Genomic DNA, 14,670 nt, shown 5'->3' with positions numbered 1-14,670 from the left:
CCTCATCAGGGAAAGGCCGCTGATTCGCGGAGGCGGTGTAGGCGTAGGGCGAGTTGGATTTCGAGGGCGCGGTCGGGGTGTTGCCAACCTTCGCAGAGGAGGGCGGTGATGCGGTCGAGGCGTTGGGTGACTGTGTTGACGTGGATGTGGAGGAGTTTGGCGCTGTTGCTGAGGCTGCAGCTGGTGGCGAAGTAGGTTTCGAGGGTGTCGATGAGGGGGGCGCCGCGGCGTAGGTCGTAGTCGATGATCGGGCCGAGTGTGGTGTTCAGGAATGCCAGTACGTTGTCGCCGCTGTTGATGAGCAGGCCGATGAATCCGAGATCTGCTGCGCTGGCGGATGATCCGTGTTTGCCGAGTGCGTTCATCAGTTGGATGCATTGGCGGGCTTCGCGGTAGGCGGCGGGTGGCCGGTTCGGTAGGTCGACTGGTCCGGAGCCGGCGACGGTTGCTGAAATCCCTAGTGCCGCACGGAGTTCCTTGGCGACGCAGTGTGCGGTGGTGGAGGCGTCGTTGCCGGGGAGCAGCAGGACGGTGTGCCTGCCGCGAGTTACCGCTAAACCGTGGCGGGACATGACGTAGTGGGTTGTCCACGCCGCGGCGCGGTGGTGGCCGCCGTGTTCGGCGACGACGAGCATCTGCGGTTGTGTCAGATCGATGCCGAGCAGGGTGGCCCGGCTGTGTAATGCCTTGTCGTCGATGACACGCCCGTCCAGCAGGTCGTCGAGGAGTTCGCCGCGCACTCGGCCCTCGGCTTCGGCGATGCTGCGCTGGAACAGCAACAGGAGTGCGGTGACGAGTGCGGCTCGCTCCAGGATGCGCTGATCGGCGGGCGGCAGTTCGCCGGGATGATGCAGGACCAGCGTGCACAACGGCCTACTGCCTGCGCCGCCCGGTGCGGCCCACAGCTCCTTCGCTACGACGGTGCGGCCGAGTTGTGCTGCGGTAGCGGCTATTTCGCGGACGGCCTGTTCGTCGCCGAGTTGCGCGCCGGCATCCGCTGGGCCGATTTCGGTGAGTCTGCGCCCGTCGGCGTCGAGTACCAGCAGCGCGCCGCCGAGAATGTCGGCGGCCACGGTCGCGACATCCGCTACGCCGCCGCCCCGAACGACCAGGTCGGTCATTCTGTCGTGTGCCTGCGCGGCGCGTTCGACGGTGTTGTAGTGCGCGTGCATGGCCGCGCTGGCCGCACTGAGTTCGGCTAGGGCGGTGCGTGTTTCGGTGAGCAGCCGCGCCGAGTCGACGGCGATCGTCGCGTGCGCGGCGAGGGAGACCAGCAGCGCTATCTCTTCGGGAGCGTAGGGGCGGAAGTCGCGATGCGAGGCGAAGAGGACACCGATGACCTGGTCGCCGAGCTTCATCGGCACGCCGAGGATGGCGACGAGACCCTCCTCCCGCACGGCACTGTCGATCTCCGTGGTGTGGCGGAACCGTTGGTCGGCAAAGTAATCCGCAGTGCTGTACGGCATTCCAGTCTGCGCGACCAGCCCGCCCAGACCATCGCCCATCGCCAGCCGGGTGGATCGGAAGGCCTGCGAGCCGGACCCGTCGGTGACTCGCATGAAGGTGTCGCCGCGCTGTGGATCCGGCAGGGTCAGATAGGCGACATCAGCGTGCAGCAGCCGCCGCGCGCGGTGCACGATGGCTTGCAGGACCGCGTCCACATCGCGTAGCCCGGCGAGATCTCCGGCAGTGTCGAACAGTGCTGCCAATTCGGCTTCCCGGCGAGCCCGGCGCTCCAGCAGCGCGCGGACTCGTAGCGCAGCGCACTTGGCGCTGTCCAGCTCGGCCAGTTCGGCGGCGGAAGCACCGGCGGTGCGCGCTTCGAGCAGTGGCGCTTCGAATTCGACGGCAGGAGCTTCCCGCTCGAGCATTTCCAGGAAGATCTCGCACGTCACGGCCATCATGGTGTAGCGCCTCCGCTCGGGGCGACATCGGCAGTCTCGATCCGGGCGTTGGTTGCCGGTCGCCATCGCCTGCCGGTCGGGGCTGTCGGTAGGTCGCGGCCGGCGCCCCGGTCGCCGTGGACCACCCATGGTGCCTCCACACCTCGAGATGTGCTGCCGAAAACACTATGTGTGGTCCAGCGGCGTGACGATGTGGGTGGCCGACACATTTGCCGCAGCGAATGTCCATCTCGCCCATACATTGATCGGCACACCACGGCCCGTATTCGACTGGCCCTCGCGCATGTGGGTGGTGACCTCCGCCATGATCTGCGGCGGAAAAGTGGGTGACGCGCACCTGTCGAAGCGGCCGACCGGCGAACAGACTTTCTGACATCACCGCTCGAAAAGGAACAAGATGCCGCTGTTTCGCCGTCTCTCCGCCACCGTAACGGCCGTCGTTGCGCTCGCGGGATCCCTTGTCGCCGTTTGCGTGCACACGCGAGAAGCGGTGAATACCCGACAACCGGTCGTGCGGTCCATGGCGTGCGTGGCTCCGCTCGTGGTGGGTGCGCAGCGGCAGGACGTCGCCTGCCTCGCAGACTTGACCACGGCAGGCACCGTCGCTTCGGGCCACACGGTGGCTGCGGATTGGGCCGGACTGCATCCTCCGGGCGCCCGCAATCCGACCGGCGTGCCGGGAATGCAGATCGACGGATACTTCCCCGACAACTCGACCACGAACACCAACCACGGCTGGAATCACGACAGCCAGTTCGTCATTCGGCTACCGGAACGCTGGAACGGTGGCCTGGTAGTCGCGGGCACGCCAGGAAATCGCCGCCAGTACGCCAACGACTTCATCATCTCCGACTGGGTACTCGCCCAGGGCTACGCCTATGCCGCGATCGACAAGGGCAACACCGGACCGGAGTTCTATCGTGACGGCGACGCTCCCGGCGATGCGATGGTCGAATGGCACAACCGGGTCACTCAGTTGACGATCGCGGCGCAGGCCGTCGTCGCCCAGCGTTACGCCCGCCCGGCCACCCGCACGCTGCTCGCCGGAATCTCCAACGGCGGCTACCTAGTTCGCTGGCAGCTGGAGAATCGGCCGTGGCTCTACGACGGTGGCGTGGACTGGGAGGGGCCCACCTGGCAAGCGAATGGCCCGAACCCGCTGAGCTATTTGCCGCCTGCATCGCGCGGTTACCAGGATTACCGTGCGAATCCGGCCGCCATCGACGGTATTGTCGCCGCTGGGTTCCCCGCCGAGTCGGAGCCGTTGTGGGAGTACCACGACAGGTCGTACTGGGGGCCCATCCAACGGGGTTACCGGCAGGAAATCGATCCTGGCTATACCGGTGCCGAGGCCGACTACGTCTTTGCCGACCGTCCGGCCGCCATCCGGGACGCCATGGGCCGAGTGTCACTCACCGGACGAATTCAGTGCCCGCTCATCACGATTCACGGCACCCTCGACGCGCTGCTGCCGATCGGTAAGGAATCGGACCTCTATGCCGAGCAGGTCAGCGGTCAGGGTCGTGCCGCGCTGCATCGGTATTACCGGATCGAGGGTGGCAACCATGTCGATGGGTTGTACGAGCAGCATCCGGATCTGGTGCGGCCCATGCTGCCGTGCTTCCGCAGCGCCTTCGCCGCGCTCGAAACGTGGTCCGGCACAGGGCAATTGCCGCCGCCGAATGCGACGATACCGCGTCCGGTGTCCGGTGATCCGGCGGAAACGTGCGAGCTGAGCGGCTGAATCGACCGGGTAAGGCCCGTTCCCGCGGGCCGAACTTTCCCCAATGATGAGGAAACGCAATGAAGATTAAAGAATTGGCGGCGGCGCTGGCCACCGCTGCTGGACTGGTGGCCGTCACCATGAGTTCGGTGACGGCCGCAGTCCCCAGCCCCACGCCGGAAGCCTTGCGCGGTTATAACATCAGCGCCACTTACGTTTCGGGCATCTCGTCCGGCGGGTACCTGGCGAATCAGCTACACGTCGCTTATTCCGATGTCTTCTCCGGTGCTGGGATATTCGCCGCGGGCCCGTACCGGTGCGCGGGGGATTTCGACTACGCGGTCAGAGCCCAGACCGGTTGTATGCAGAATGGAACACGCAAGTCGCCCGCGCAATTGGCGGAGGAGACCAGAACCCTGGCGGCGTCCGGCAAGGTCGACGCTGTCGCCAACCTGGCCGGTGACGCGGTGTACCTCTAACACGGCACGAACGACACGACCGTCCACCAAGCCGTGAACGACGATCTCGCGACCTATTACTCGGGTTTCGGCGCGAACGTCACCTACCGGAAGAACAGTGCGGCCGGGCACGCCTGGGTCAGCCCGCTGGGGCCGGTCGCCTGTTCCAGCACAGCATCCCCGTTCATCAACGACTGCGGTGACGACCCGGTGGGTGAGCTGCTGGCGGCGCTGCTGGGGACCGTCAACAGCCCGGCTGGAACGCTCAGCGGAAAGCTCGTCCAATTCGATCAGAACGCGTTCGCGCCCGGGGGGAATGCGAATGCGATAAGCATGGACGCCAAGGGTTTTGCTTATGTCCCTCCGGTGTGCTCCCAAGGCGCTTCGTGTCGTCTGATGGTTGCCCTGCACGGATGTAAACAGGGCTACAGCTATCAGTCGTTCGGCGACGCCTTCATGAAGAACGCCTATCTCAACGAGTACGCCGACACCAACAACATGATTGTTCTTTACCCGCAGGCGATTCCGCTCAGCACTGCGGGGACCACCAATCCGAACGGTTGCTGGAACTGGTGGGGATACGGCGGTGACGCGGCATATGCCTGGCACGGCGGTAAACAGCTGGAGGCCATATCGGCCATGGTCCGCAAGCTCTCGAGCGGATCGACCCCGACCACGCCGCCGACCACGACAATTCCACCGACCACCACCGCTCCCGCACCCACCTGCGTAACCGACACCAACTACGCCCACACCACCGCAGGCCGTGCCTATCAATCCGGTGGCTACGCCTATGCCAACGGCTCGAAGCAGAAACTCGGCCTCTGGACTATCTACAACAAGAGCACGATCAAGGAAACCGGCCCGGGGCACTGGGAGCTGTTCTGATTCGCAGCGCTGAGGTACACATCCTTGGTGTTTGTTCCGGATCGGCGCGGGTACGCGATGCCGGGGGCTACGGGAGGAGAGCGAGGATGCCGAAAACCACGAAGACGGGTAAGCCGATCAAGAGTGAGCTGCCGAGCACTCTCGTCAAGTCCGAGGCCAAAGCGCAGCGCACCTTTGCCGAGACCTACGACTCCGCGATCAAGGAATACGGCGACGAGGAACGCGCTCATCGAGTGGCCTACGCCGCACTGAAGCACAGCTACGAGAAGGTCGGCGATCACTGGGAACCCAAGGAACAAAAGGGACCCTCCGACGCGCGCGCAGAAAGCGGCGGGCCGAACGCCAGCGGAGAGACCGCGGAGGGCGTCGACGCGAACGCGAGTAAGAAGCATCTCCAAGACGTGGCACGCAGGCTCGACATCGCAGGACGTTCGACCATGACAAAGGACGAACTCGTCGAAGCAATCAAAAAGGCGAACAGGCGCAAAAGCGCGGCAGCACGCTGAAGGCGTTGCACGACTTCGAACCCGTGACCGAGGTTCGCGGTCTGGCCGATACCTGGTGGCGCGGCTCGGATTCGCTGGTGGCGATCTATACGGGGGAGGCCGAATGCTTTGGCGCACAGAAGTTCGCGCCGCCCGCGTATATGCCGGTCTCGACAAAGGGGACTGAGCGGAGAAACGGTGAACAGTCCACCGGCTGAAATAGCCTCGGCCACTTGGGCACCGCCTCGTTCAGGCGGCTAACAGCTATTGGACCAGGCTCGCTGGAGCTGGGGCGGCGGTGGGGCCGCCGCCGGGGAATGTCTCTGTGGTGAAACATGACATGGTGATTGCGGTGCCTGCGGGGCCGACGCCGACGATGGTGTCGAGTGTGTATGCGTCGGCCGGGTGGGCCTGAGTTGCGATGGCGCCGTTGGGGTATGGCGGTTTGCGGGCCGGCGGCCAGCCGAGGTTTTGCCAGGCGGATTCGGCGTCGGCCAAGGTGGTGTACAGGGTGTCGCTCGGCAATCGATAGCTGAGCGAGTAGTACTCGGGGTTGGGGAAGAAGGCGCTGCCGGTTCCGGTGGGTGATGCGTAACCGGGTGGCGTCTGGCGGTCGGGATGCGCTTCGAGGTAGGTGCCTTCGGGCATGGCACGGATGGTTTGCAGGAGGTATTCGACGCAGGCGTCCCGCGCTTGCTGTGCGTTGGCGGGTGGGGCGGCTTCGGCGGGGGCTGCGAAGGCGGTGATGGCGAGGAGGGCTCCGAGGCCGGGTAGGGCCCGGATGGCGAGGTTTCGCATGAAGGCTCACATCCTAAAATTTGGATTACCAGAGTTGCTGGAACGTAGCCTAGCAAGCGATGACGCAGATCACAATGGGTGCGGGCCGCCACGGTGGAGGCGTGCCTCCACCGTGGCGGGTCGGCATCATTCGCCGTCGGACCACCAATCGTCGAGCCACCAGCCGCCGTCGGACCATTCGTCCTCCGGCCAGTCGCTGTCGGACCACTCGTCCTCGGGCGCAGTGTCTTCCGGCGCTGCGTTGTCGTCGGCTTCGACATCCGTCCCGGTGTGCGGGTGGCTGGGGGCGGGAGATCCGGACTCTTGGCAGGCTGGTGCTACCGGTCCATTGCTTCCGGTTTCGAGGAAGCCGTCACTGATCCATTTGCCGTTGTCGAGTTTGTTCCACAGGTCGGTGCTGCCCCATTTGCCGTTGAGCCGGCCACCGCGGGCGGTGCAGGCGATGGTCAGTACTTCACCATCGCGGACCCCGCCGACGACCGAATGCTGGGTGCCGGGACCGGAACGCAGGTTCACCTTGCGATTTCGATCGGGATGGGGCCGCACCACACCCTTGGCCAGGGTGGGATCGGGCTTCGGTGGCTTGGGTTCGCTCGGCTTGGGCGGTGTCGTGGGTTTCGGCGGTGTCGTGGGCTTAGGGTCGGTCGGCTTCGGTGGCTTGGGGTCGGTCGGCTTGGGCGGTGTGGTCGGTTTGGGATCGGTCGGCTTCGGCGGGGTCGGCGGATTCGAGTTGTCACCGCCGCCGTAGTTGACCAGCCTGCCGCCGGCGCGGACCCGCTCACCTTCGTGCTCGGCGTACCCGCCGTACGCATCGGGACCTTCTCGGAATGTCCAGCCGCCGAGGGTGACTCCGTTGACGGGCACCGGTTGCGAACCCTTGTACAGCGACATGTGCACATGCGCCCCGCTGGCGAAGCCGCCGCAGGGCAGCTGGGTGCCGGTGCGGCCGAGGTAGGTGCCCGCGGTGATCTCGGTGCCGTCGGCGGCGCCGATGATGTCGGTCATGTGGTAGTAGGAGGTGGTAAAGCCGTTGTTGTGAACGATCTTCACCTCGGCGCTGCCGTTGCGGACGCACGTCTTGTAGATGCGACCCGACGCCGGCGCGGTCACGCGACCGTCACCACCGTTGAAGTCCAGCGAGTTGTACGGTCGGCTGCTGCCGCTGATGCCGTGCGGCCCGCCGCCCATGTACCAGCTCTGCCCCTGCTTCCACGGTAGCGAGAGCGAGGAATTCGCCGAGCGTGGCTGGGCGGTGGCGGCGGCGGTCAAGGTTGCCTTCTCGCCACCACTGACCACCGATTCCGGTGCGGCACTGACCATGTGGCCGAATTCGGGTGTGCCCTCCAGGGCGACTTCCCAATCTCCGTCCTCGTGTTTTGCCACGTACAGCGTCGATTTCGGCGGGTCCTCGCTCTCACTGTCCTGGGGGACCGTCGCGGCACCGAAGACCCACTCACCGTCGCTGCGCATGCGGTCGACGACGGGTGGCTTCTCGGTGGCGTCTTCCACCTGCTGTGTGACGAGGGTGTCGCTGATCGCGTCGTCCAGGCCGTCGGGACCATCGGTGGCCGGTTGGGCGCTGACCGGGCCGATGGTCATCGCCAGGCCGACGACGGTTGCGATGACGAGTGTGGTGACTGCACCGGGGAATATCCAACCTCTGCGGAGGCGTGGATCAATCGATCTCAATGTAAGGCAACTTTCTGCGTCGGTCGTGTCATCGATCGATAGGCCGAAACGGCCGGCCGGGCATGTGGGGTCGCGTATTTTCGACACGTCGAAACGAGGTGTCGTAGCTCCGTATCGGAAAAAGGCGACGCGACTTCTGAGCCGCCGGGCGGCGCTCAGCAGTGCTCGGCAGGCGCTCGACCGTGTCGATAACGGATCGGTCTCACTTGCCTGCTCGCATTCCCACTTCCCAGCCGAAAGTGTAGGTTAAGCGATTGGTGACAGGCGGAAGAGTTAGCCATTCTATAAATAGACTTAAGCCTGGATTTAATAAACAGGCATCAGTATTCTTGATAAGTTATGCGCATAATTGAGATCTATGCGTCGGTGCATATATCGCTTGCGGGTTCGACGCGTGGTGTCCGCCGAGGTCGGTCTGGAGCCGAACCACGGTTGCCTCGACACCCTCGACACCCTCGACACCCTCGACACCCTCGACACCCTCGACACCCTCGACACCCTCGACACCCTCGGCGCCGTCAGCCCTCGAACCCTCTGGCCTCGCACCCACTCCGGCCGCGCACGAAGGCCTCGCCCAAGCCCCTGGGCTCCCGTCCGGGCTGCGGTCCCGCCCATCGAGTAACGGTCGAGAGCGAATTTCGATATCCCCGTAGTTGCTTACGTATCGTTACACACGCTCCCCGTACCGATCTCGCGAGACGCGCAGTGCACTATGCGCGAGCACACCACCATCGTTGGAAGGTTGCAGGAATGCCATTCAAACAACTCGGCAAGCTATCGGCCGTTGCCGTCGTCGCTGTCGCGGCGCTCATCGGCGCGAGTGCCCCCGCCTCCGCATCGAATTATGTGGGAGTCAACTTGCCGATGACATCCACCGGCGCCGATGGAATCGGCTGCGCCGGCGATGTATGGGCCACGGGCAATGTATATCCGGACGGCGATGTGCCGGGAACGGTCGACCTGCAATTGAAGGGCTGGCTGAAGGTATTCGGAATTCCGGCCCCGTGGTGTTCGGTCACCGCAATCGTCGACTGGCGAAATCTCGATACCGGCGCAAGCGGCTCGGGCTCGGTATTCCTCGGCGGCGGTAATGGCACGCCGTTCTTCTGGACCGCTCCGCAGAACGGCAACCTCCGGTTGGTGACGGGCCGCGGCCAGGTGGCGTTCACGATCAACACCAATTTCCCGCACACCCCCAGCGAAACAACGTTCACCGTGTACTGAGTCACCGGTAGTCGAACGAGAACGGCGAATGCGCACGCTGCGCATTCGCCGTTCTCGCGTCAAAGCACCTGGGAGACTTGGTAAGCAACGCCACCCTCGATCAGATACCCCGAGCCGACGCAGACGATGTCGTTGAGCCACGCGTACTGCTCCGCCCCGGTCTCGAAGAGCGGGGCCGTCCGAAAGTAGTAGTCGGCCGGGTCGATCCGGCGACTCTCGACGGGATCGGCGATGGCGTCGCGCAGTTCGGGCCGGACGGTCCACCGTCCTCCATAAGCCATGTGAATCAAGGCGTCGTCGTGGGTGCGCAGCGTGAGCCGGACGTCCACCGTCATGGACCGGTCCGGCCGGAACAGTGTCCAATCCCCGCCGCCCGGCACCACTTCGCCGCGCAGCTTCGCGCCCGCGAACGATCCGCCCGCCGCGCCGAACAGAATCCGCCGCCCGAACGGTCCCGCACCGATATCCAACGGCGGGTTCAGGTCGACGACCATGTCGAACAGGTGCGTCGTCCGGATCTCACCCACGTCCTTTGCTCGCGTATCGAAGGTCATGTCTCGGCTCTGGCCGGTGTCGATAGTCACAATTCAAAAGTACGGTCGACCGTATGTATAGTCAAGAGGTGGGAGTTGGCCTGCCCGACTTGGCACTTGGCGACCGCGCTGGCGCAGCGGCGCCGATCCGCTCGGGCATTCGTCTTTTCCCGGCCCCACGCGTTAACTTGATCGGGTGATCAGGAATTCGGTACCCACAACGGCGGGAGCATGGCGGGCGGGTGACGGCGCCGCGGTGTCGTTGCGTGAGGCGACAGTGGCGTGGGCGCTGGCCGCGCACGCGGAACTGGCCGAGATCGCCACCGGGTACGGGCATTTCATCACCGTCGCGGAGCTGGCCGAGCGGGTGCAGGAGGTGTCCGGCGTGCATACCGGCGCGCCCACCCGTACCTGGATGGACGCGATTCTGCGCAAGATCGCCCGCCGCTGCCACGGCGCGGGCGAGCCGCCGCTCACCGCGCTCTGCGTGCGGCAGAACCACACGGTCGGCGACACCTACAAGTACGTGCTCGAGCTGGCCGGCCTGCCGATTCCGGATGATATGGAACTGCACGCCGCCTACGCGCGCTGGCAGTGCTACCAGTTCTACGGCGCCGCGATGCCTGCCGACATGGCAGTCCCGCCGCTCACGCCGAAGGTGGCGGGCCGCCGCGCGCCGAGCAGCACCGCGCAGGTGGAAACCAAACCGCAGCCGACGCGCGCGACGGTGTGCGCGCAGTGCTTCATCCAGCTTCCCGCCAACGGCACGTGCGAGTACTGCGTGTAATCGGCTCTCTCAGAACAACAAAGGCCCGCGCTCGGGGGAGCGTGGGCCTTTCGTTTATCACGAAACGGCGCCGATGAATCCACCGATGGCGGCACCGATCGCACAACCGATGATGGCACCGACGTGCGGCTGCTAATTCAGCGCGTCGGGCGCGGGACAGGGATCGCCGGCGTAAGGCAGGCCGAGGGCTCGGTGCACGAGAAACGCGACGGCGGGGGAGTCGGGGAGGATGCCGTGGTGGAAAGTATCGGTGGGGCACACGTCTTGCACCCAGAAATTCTCGACGGTCGCATTCCGGCCCGCGCGCAGAAAAGTCGCTTCCGGCGGGGTGACCACGCGATCCACACGGCTCGCGATCGCCGTGTACCGCACGCCGGGTTCGGTGTCGCCCGCGGCATTGAGCGTGCGGATGAATTCGCTGCCGGTCAACTGTTGCGCCGCGGCGGTGCCGAGCACCCTGGCGATCAGCGCGTCCGCGATACCGGCCGCGCTGCCCGAGGGTAGGAGGTGGCCGAGCCCGTCGGCCGTGGTGCCGTGGTGGGTGGCGGCAATGGTAACCAGGTCATCGACTTTGTTGCGCGCCGGGTCACTGCGCGACGCCCCGCCTTCGAATCGTAGGTACTGCCGGGTCAAAGGGCCGCCTTGCGAATGCGCGACGATATCGACTTTCGCCGCACCGGTGACCGCGCGCACCCGATCGATGAACTCCCCGAGTTCCTTGGCCGACGCGCGAATATCGGCGGTGCCGAAAACGCCGGGCGCCGCCCCGCGAACGCTGAACGGGGCATGTCCGTAATTGAGCGAAAACACGCACACGCCAAGGGCTTTCAACTGTGGAGCGAGCGTGGCCCAGGAGTTCTGATTACCCCACGTGCCGTGCACGAGCACCACCGGCTCCGGTTGGGTCGCCTGCGGCACGCAAGCCCAATCGTTCGCCCCGGCCGGCGCGATACTCCCGTCCTCGGTCACCGCGGCGAAAGCGGGAGTGGCGGCGACCATTCCCGCGATCGTGAGCGCCACGGTGAAGCCGATTCCTCGGCAGTATCGACCTGAATCGCGCGCACGCATCGCGGGACGGCTCCTTTCGCCAGCACAATTGAGCTACTCGGCAAATCGACTGCCAATCCCGTCACCAGGTCTCGCTGCTTCATGGAACCATTGCGGCGAATGAGTGGCAAACATGTTGGCGGAGTGGCGGGAAAACGTTTCGAGTTCGACCCGGCGGATTCCGGCACATGTGCTCCCACGGCTGCATAGGCTCACGGAGTTCGTAGTTCGACCGCCTGGAGTTTTTTGCGATGACGCAGCCCCCACCCACCGCGCACAACCGGGCCGTGCCCGGTTCGCCGATCGACACCGACGGGCCGCGGGTGTCGTTGCACGCACCGGAGTTCGCGGCGGATCCGCACGGCGCATATCGGAAGATGCGTGCGGAGTACGGGTCACTGGTGCCGGTGGAATTGGCGGCGGGGGTGCCCGCCACGCTGGTGATCGGCTATTACACCGCAGTGCGGATCTTCAATGATCCCGACCATTTTCCGGCCGACCCGCGGACCTGGCAGCGCAGCGTGCCGACCGATTGCCCGGTGCTGCCGATGATGCAGTGGCGGCCCAACGCATTACGGAATGCGGGCGCTGAGCACGCTCGCTATCGGCAGACCAATATCGCGGGCCTCGACAAGGTCGATCAGTACCGCCTGCACGACACCGTGGCCGAAGTCGCGATACCGCTGATCAATGCGTTCTGCGCGGACGGGTCGGCGGATCTGGTCCGCCAGTACGCGTTTCCGCTCGCCTTCGCCGTGCTGAACGCCATGCTCGGCTGTCCGGCCGAGATCGCGCAGCAGGCCGCGACCGGTATGGCGGCGATCTTCGAAGGCGTCGACGCCGAACAGGGCAACAAGATGCTCATCGGCGCGCTGCTGGAACTGACCCAGCTCAAGCGGGCCGAGCCGGGCGACGACATCACCACGCGCATGCTGCAACATCCCGCCGGGCTCACCGACACCGAAATGGTGCATCAGTTGGCCACGCTCTACGGCGCGGGCATCGAGCCGCAACAGAACCTGATCGTCAACACCCTGCTGCTGATCCTGACCGACGAGCGCTTCGGCGGCAGCGTGCTCGGCGGCAGCCTGTCCACCCGCGACGCACTCGACGAGGTGCTGTTCAACGACCCGCCGATGGCGAACTTCTGCATCAGTTTCCCGAGGCAGCCGATCCTCATCGACGACGTCTGGTTGCCCGCGCACCAGCCGGTGGTGATCAGCATGGCCGCCTGCAACACCGACCCGGCGATCAGCGCGAACCAGTACGCGGGCAACCGTTCTCATCTCGCGTTCGGCACCGGGCCGCACGTCTGCCCCGCCAGCTCGCTGGCCTACCTGATCGCCCAGGACGCCATCGACCAGCTGCTCGACGCGCTCCCCGAAGTCCGCCTCGCGGTACCAGCCACTGACCTGACCTGGCGTCCGGGTCCATTCCATCGGGCACTGACCGCCCTCCCGGCCACCTTCCCGGAGTCCGCGCCGATACCGCAGCCATAGCCCGGAATGCGCGCGGCGACACCCTGATTCGCGAACCAGGGTTTTCCCGGAGGCCCCGCACGGCCTGGCCCTGCCAAGCTTGAAGCGTGAAATCCCCTGGAGTGCTGCTGTTCGCCGCACCACTGTTCTTCGCCGGATACGGTGTGATCCGGCTCTTCGGCCGGGCGGACGGCAGGTACGGACCGGGGCTCGATTGGCAGGTCGCGCATATCATCGGGCTGATCGGCATGGTGCTGTTCGTGCCTGTGGTGCTGGGTATGGGGCGGCTGCTGCTGTCGAATGCCGTGCGCAACAGCGCGATAGCCGTCACCTTTATCGGCTTGGCGACGACGATTGTTCAGTTCGTCGCGGACGTCGCGTTCGCGGCTCAGGCCGCGGACAAGGCCGAAATGTCCAGGCTGAGCAATGCGTTCTCGGACATCCCCGGTGTGCGTCCGGCGTTCTACCTGGTGGGGCCGCCGCTGTTCTTCCTCGGGCTGATCGGGCTGACCATCCTGCTCGTCCGGGCCGGGCGACTGCGGTGGTGGAGCCCGGTGCTGATGGCGATCAGCACCTTGTCGCCGATGATCACCCTGGATCTGATTCCGCTGGCGGGCGTCGGCATGCTCGTGGCGCTGCTCCCACTCGGCAGCACCGCTGACAAAACCGCGGCGTCATCGCCTGCGCTCGGTGCCGCCGGTTGAGGTAAAAGCAGTGTCGCCCGGCTCGTTCCCCCTGGTAGGAATGCAGCCATGTCGACTGAACTGAGCCTCTTCGCGGGAACGGACCTGGCGGCGCGGATCGAACGCGCCGATCGGTCCTTGATGGCCGAAGGCGCCCGTGCCGCCGCCCGGCGCAACCCGCAGGAAAACGTGCTGCTGCAGCCGATCGGCAGCGGGCTCGCGGTGTGGGCAGGCGCGGCCTCGCCGCTCGACAAGGTCGTCGGCGTCGGCATGGGCGACGACTTCGACGACAGCACGCTGGACGCGGTGGAGCAGGCCTACGCCGAGCGTGACGCACCGGTGCAGTTCGAGGTGTCGACCCTCGCCGATCCGAGCGTCGTGGAGCGCCTGACCCGCCGCGGTTACCTGCTGACCGGCTTCGAGAACGTGCTCGGCCTGCGCCTCGAAGCGGACAGGCAGGCTAATCCCGCTGACGGAGTGGAGGTTTCGGCGGTCGGCATCGAAGATTTCGGGACCTGGCTCGATGCCATGATCGACGGCTTCGCCACTCCCGACACCCAGGGTGTCGCATCGAACGAAGACTTCCCGCGCGAGATCCTCGACGACGCCATGCGCGACATGGCCGCCGCCGAGGGCTTCACCGGTTCGCTCGCGCGCATCGACGGCGTGCCCGTCGGTGGTGCCAGTCTGCGCCTCGCCGAAGGTGTCGCCCAACTCTGTGGCGCGGCAACCCTGCCCGCTTTCCGGCGTCGCGGCGTGCAAGCCACGCTCCTGTCGACCCGCCTCGCCACCGCCGCCACGGCAGGCTGCGACCTCGCCGTGGTCAGTACTCTTCCCGGCTCGAAGTCGCAACAGAACGTGCAACGTATCGGCTTCCAACTCCTTTACGCGCGAGCGATTCTCGTGCGCCCCGCGCCTGCCTCCTAACGGGTCGACTACGCACCTGAACCGGGCCATCTTTGTCGCTCACCCA

The 14,670-nt window shown here is 65.6% G+C and carries 17 protein-coding genes; 12 read left to right on the top strand and 5 right to left on the bottom strand.

What is annotated here, in order from left to right:
- Positions 1–5: 5 nt before the first annotated feature.
- A complete protein-coding gene (locus IBX18_RS40480; RefSeq protein WP_228542534.1) occupies positions 6–1,904 on the bottom strand; it encodes a GAF domain-containing protein in 1,899 nt (632 codons plus the stop codon).
- Between the two features lie 190 nt (positions 1,905–2,094).
- On the opposite strand from IBX18_RS40480, the gene IBX18_RS40475 reads away from it, so the two are divergent.
- The 6 genes from IBX18_RS40475 to IBX18_RS40450 all read left to right on the top strand — a co-directional run bounded on the left by IBX18_RS40475 (position 2,095) and on the right by IBX18_RS40450 (position 5,676).
- A complete protein-coding gene (locus IBX18_RS40475) occupies positions 2,095–2,277 on the top strand; it encodes a hypothetical protein (protein ID WP_194838693.1) in 183 nt (60 codons plus the stop codon).
- A gap of 156 nt (positions 2,278–2,433) precedes the next feature.
- On the top strand, positions 2,434–3,648 hold the full coding sequence (locus IBX18_RS40470) for a tannase/feruloyl esterase family alpha/beta hydrolase (protein ID WP_306796632.1): 1,215 nt from the start codon (positions 2,434–2,436) through the stop codon (positions 3,646–3,648).
- A gap of 59 nt (positions 3,649–3,707) precedes the next feature.
- Positions 3,708–4,106 carry a PHB depolymerase family esterase gene (locus IBX18_RS40465; RefSeq protein WP_194838691.1) on the top strand — a complete coding sequence of 133 codons (399 nt, stop codon included), beginning with the start codon at positions 3,708–3,710 and terminating at the stop codon, positions 4,104–4,106.
- Positions 4,107–4,139: 33 nt separating this feature from the next.
- A complete protein-coding gene (locus IBX18_RS40460; RefSeq protein WP_194838690.1) occupies positions 4,140–4,973 on the top strand; it encodes a PHB depolymerase family esterase in 834 nt (277 codons plus the stop codon).
- Between the two features lie 86 nt (positions 4,974–5,059).
- Positions 5,060–5,479 (top strand): ChaB family protein, encoded by a 420-nt coding sequence (locus IBX18_RS40455; RefSeq protein WP_194838689.1) that lies wholly within the window; start codon positions 5,060–5,062, stop codon positions 5,477–5,479.
- Between the two features lie 5 nt (positions 5,480–5,484).
- Positions 5,485–5,676, top strand: a complete 192-nt coding sequence (locus IBX18_RS40450) for a hypothetical protein (protein WP_194838723.1) — start codon at positions 5,485–5,487, stop codon at positions 5,674–5,676.
- Positions 5,677–5,722: 46 nt separating this feature from the next.
- Here the strand turns inward: IBX18_RS40450 and IBX18_RS40445 are convergent, their stop codons facing one another.
- Both IBX18_RS40445 and IBX18_RS40440 read right to left on the bottom strand, forming a co-directional pair.
- Positions 5,723–6,256 carry a hypothetical protein gene (locus IBX18_RS40445; protein WP_194838688.1) on the bottom strand — a complete coding sequence of 178 codons (534 nt, stop codon included), beginning with the start codon at positions 6,254–6,256 and terminating at the stop codon, positions 5,723–5,725.
- A 126-nt stretch (positions 6,257–6,382) separates the two neighbouring features.
- A complete protein-coding gene (locus IBX18_RS40440) occupies positions 6,383–7,855 on the bottom strand; it encodes a peptidoglycan DD-metalloendopeptidase family protein (protein WP_194838687.1) in 1,473 nt (490 codons plus the stop codon).
- Positions 7,856–8,339: 484 nt separating this feature from the next.
- Here IBX18_RS40440 and IBX18_RS40435 point away from each other — a divergent pair, with 484 nt between their 5' ends.
- Positions 8,340–8,567: a hypothetical protein gene (locus IBX18_RS40435; RefSeq protein ID WP_228542533.1), complete on the top strand. Its 228-nt coding sequence runs from the start codon at positions 8,340–8,342 to the stop codon at positions 8,565–8,567.
- An 83-nt stretch (positions 8,568–8,650) separates the two neighbouring features.
- The gene (locus tag IBX18_RS40430) at positions 8,651–9,169 is read left to right on the top strand and encodes a hypothetical protein (RefSeq protein ID WP_194838685.1); all 519 of its coding nucleotides are present in this window, start codon (positions 8,651–8,653) and stop codon (positions 9,167–9,169) included.
- 59 nt (positions 9,170–9,228) lie between these two features.
- On the opposite strand, the gene IBX18_RS40425 is transcribed toward IBX18_RS40430, so the two are convergent.
- Positions 9,229–9,753: a DUF3237 domain-containing protein gene (locus IBX18_RS40425; RefSeq protein WP_306796630.1), complete on the bottom strand. Its 525-nt coding sequence runs from the start codon at positions 9,751–9,753 to the stop codon at positions 9,229–9,231.
- A gap of 145 nt (positions 9,754–9,898) precedes the next feature.
- On the opposite strand from IBX18_RS40425, the gene IBX18_RS40420 reads away from it, so the two are divergent.
- Positions 9,899–10,489: a hypothetical protein gene (locus IBX18_RS40420; RefSeq protein ID WP_306796629.1), complete on the top strand. Its 591-nt coding sequence runs from the start codon at positions 9,899–9,901 to the stop codon at positions 10,487–10,489.
- A gap of 132 nt (positions 10,490–10,621) precedes the next feature.
- Here the strand turns inward: IBX18_RS40420 and IBX18_RS40415 are convergent, their stop codons facing one another.
- Positions 10,622–11,557 carry a triacylglycerol lipase gene (locus IBX18_RS40415; protein WP_194838684.1) on the bottom strand — a complete coding sequence of 312 codons (936 nt, stop codon included), beginning with the start codon at positions 11,555–11,557 and terminating at the stop codon, positions 10,622–10,624.
- A 230-nt stretch (positions 11,558–11,787) separates the two neighbouring features.
- On the opposite strand from IBX18_RS40415, the gene IBX18_RS40410 reads away from it, so the two are divergent.
- From IBX18_RS40410 to IBX18_RS40400, 3 genes are all read left to right on the top strand, one after another.
- Positions 11,788–13,035 (top strand): cytochrome P450, encoded by a 1,248-nt coding sequence (locus IBX18_RS40410; protein WP_194838683.1) that lies wholly within the window; start codon positions 11,788–11,790, stop codon positions 13,033–13,035.
- Between the two features lie 86 nt (positions 13,036–13,121).
- Complete coding sequence (locus tag IBX18_RS40405; protein ID WP_194838682.1) at positions 13,122–13,718, top strand: hypothetical protein; 597 nt, start codon at positions 13,122–13,124, stop codon at positions 13,716–13,718.
- A gap of 48 nt (positions 13,719–13,766) precedes the next feature.
- Positions 13,767–14,624 carry a GNAT family N-acetyltransferase gene (locus tag IBX18_RS40400; protein WP_194838681.1) on the top strand — a complete coding sequence of 286 codons (858 nt, stop codon included), beginning with the start codon at positions 13,767–13,769 and terminating at the stop codon, positions 14,622–14,624.
- The last annotated feature ends 46 nt before the right edge of the window (positions 14,625–14,670 follow it).

The sequence above is a fragment of the Nocardia sp. XZ_19_369 genome (assembly GCF_015355715.1).
In the GTDB taxonomy this organism is placed as follows: Bacteria; Actinomycetota; Actinomycetes; order Mycobacteriales; family Mycobacteriaceae; genus Nocardia.
This window is presented reverse-complemented; position numbering and strand designations above follow the sequence as displayed.

Coding starts and splice junctions, on each gene's coding strand:
- IBX18_RS40480 (WP_228542534.1), bottom strand. CDS start 1,904: ATGATGGCCGTGACGTGCGAGATCTTCCTGGAAATGCTCGAGCGGGAA.
- IBX18_RS40475 (WP_194838693.1), top strand. CDS start 2,095: ATGTGGGTGGCCGACACATTTGCCGCAGCGAATGTCCATCTCGCCCAT.
- IBX18_RS40465 (WP_194838691.1), top strand. CDS start 3,708: ATGAAGATTAAAGAATTGGCGGCGGCGCTGGCCACCGCTGCTGGACTG.
- IBX18_RS40455 (WP_194838689.1), top strand. CDS start 5,060: ATGCCGAAAACCACGAAGACGGGTAAGCCGATCAAGAGTGAGCTGCCG.
- IBX18_RS40445 (WP_194838688.1), bottom strand. CDS start 6,256: ATGCGAAACCTCGCCATCCGGGCCCTACCCGGCCTCGGAGCCCTCCTC.
- IBX18_RS40440 (WP_194838687.1), bottom strand. CDS start 7,855: ATGACCATCGGCCCGGTCAGCGCCCAACCGGCCACCGATGGTCCCGAC.
- IBX18_RS40415 (WP_194838684.1), bottom strand. CDS start 11,557: ATGCGTGCGCGCGATTCAGGTCGATACTGCCGAGGAATCGGCTTCACC.
- IBX18_RS40410 (WP_194838683.1), top strand. CDS start 11,788: ATGACGCAGCCCCCACCCACCGCGCACAACCGGGCCGTGCCCGGTTCG.
- IBX18_RS40400 (WP_194838681.1), top strand. CDS start 13,767: ATGTCGACTGAACTGAGCCTCTTCGCGGGAACGGACCTGGCGGCGCGG.